Origin of the sequence: Kitasatospora sp. NPDC056783 (assembly GCF_042789895.1) — a bacterium.
In the GTDB taxonomy this organism is placed as follows: Bacteria; Actinomycetota; Actinomycetes; order Streptomycetales; family Streptomycetaceae; genus Kitasatospora.
The window spans coordinates 1-1,521 of record NZ_JBHUAF010000698.1; the positions used below are offsets into that span (position 1 = coordinate 1).

Below are 1,521 nucleotides of genomic sequence, written 5' to 3' on the forward strand. Positions count from 1 at the left end.
TAGTGCTGCCCCGCAGAAGTTCGTTGAGGGGTGTTGATCAGATGACCGATCCGCTGAGGTAGAGGTCACCTGCGCAGTCGAGGGCTTCCTCCGGGGAGCCGGCGGACAGTCCGCTGGGCAGGATGTTGTCCTTGTAGCTGTCGCTGCTGGCGAGGTAGAGGGCGAAGCCCCAGGTGTGCAGCACGCCGGTGAAGCGGAGACGGCACAGGGGAAGGCTGTTTTCGCCGGGCAATTCGGCTGCTACATAGGCGAATCCTGCACGGAAGCGGACCGTGATGGCGTTCACGTGCGGCCAGCGTTCGCGGGCGTGGTGGTTCAGGCGCTGGCGCAGGTGGTGCTGCATCGATTCCGGCGGGTTCTTCGGCACGGGCCCCATCCTGCCGGGTGCGGTGGCCGATCCGCCATGATCGGCTGTCGTGACGGGTGGGCAGGGGGCGGTCGCGGTGGTGTTGGAGGCGAAAGCCCGTGAGGGGCTGGTGCGGACGGTGGCTTCGGCGAAGTCCGAGGTGCGGGCGGTGTTGCGGGCCGAGATCGTGCTCGCGGCGGCGGACGGGCTCGCCAACGGCGCCATCGCCCGGGAGCTGGACGTCAGCGTGAACACGGTGCGCAAGTGGCGCGGGCGGTTCGCGGCCCGGGGCGTGGAGGGCCTGCGCGATGCCCGGCGGTCGGGACGGCCGAGATCGTACGGGCCCGAGGTGCGGGTGGCGATCGTGGCCACGGCGACCAGCGTGCCGCCGCATCCGGAGGCGACCTGGTCGCACCGGGCCATCGCCCAGCGGGTGGCCGGCACGTGCTTCGCGCCGGTCTCCGCCTCCCAGGTCGGGCGGATCCTGGCGGATCTGGATCTCAAGCCGCACAAGGTCCGTGGCTGGCTCACCCGCCGGGACACCCCCGACTTCTGGCGGCGGGCCGCCGATGTGTGTGCCCTCTACCTGGACCCGCCCGAGGGCGCGGTGGTCCTCTCCATCGACGAGAAGACCGCGATCGCCGCCCGCTCGCGCCGCCATCCCGGGCGTCCGGCCCGTCCGGGCGAGCCCGGGCGGCGGGAGTTCGAGTACCGGCGCCACGGCACCGCCTCCCTGGTGGCCGCCCTGGACGTCCGCACCGGCGAGGTACTCACCGAGGTCATCCGCCGCAACGACGCGGCGACCTTCACCGCGTTCCTGGAACAGCTCGACCGGGCGATCGCCCCTGGCAAGGAGATCCACGCCGTGCTCGACAACGGCTCCTCGCACACGGCCAGGCACACCAGGACCTGGCTGGCCGCGCACCCGCGCTGGCACGTCCGCTGGACCCCGCCGCACGCCTCCTGGCTCAACCAGGTCGAGTTGTTCTTCTCCGCCCTGACCCGCCGGGTCCTGCGACACGGCGACTTCGCCAGCCGCGACGACCTGATCGACAAGCTGGAGGCATACGCGATCGCGCACAACGAGACCGCGAAGCCCTACCGCTGGACCTACGAAGGCACCCCGCTCAAGGCAGCCTGATCAACACCCCTCCACGAACTTCTGCAGGGCAGCA

The 1,521-nt window shown here is 71.0% G+C and carries 2 protein-coding genes; one reads left to right on the forward strand and one right to left on the reverse strand.

Translation table 11 applies throughout. The features are described 5' to 3' along the window. Positions 1-37: 37 nt before the first annotated feature. Positions 38-367, reverse strand: a complete 330-nt coding sequence (locus ACFRMQ_RS40680) for a hypothetical protein (RefSeq protein WP_380735961.1) — start codon at positions 365-367, stop codon at positions 38-40. A 49-nt stretch (positions 368-416) separates the two neighbouring features. On the opposite strand from ACFRMQ_RS40680, the gene ACFRMQ_RS40685 reads away from it, so the two are divergent. Then, complete coding sequence (locus tag ACFRMQ_RS40685) at positions 417-1,487, forward strand: IS630 family transposase (RefSeq protein WP_380735962.1); 1,071 nt, start codon at positions 417-419, stop codon at positions 1,485-1,487. Positions 1,488-1,521 lie beyond the last annotated feature (34 nt).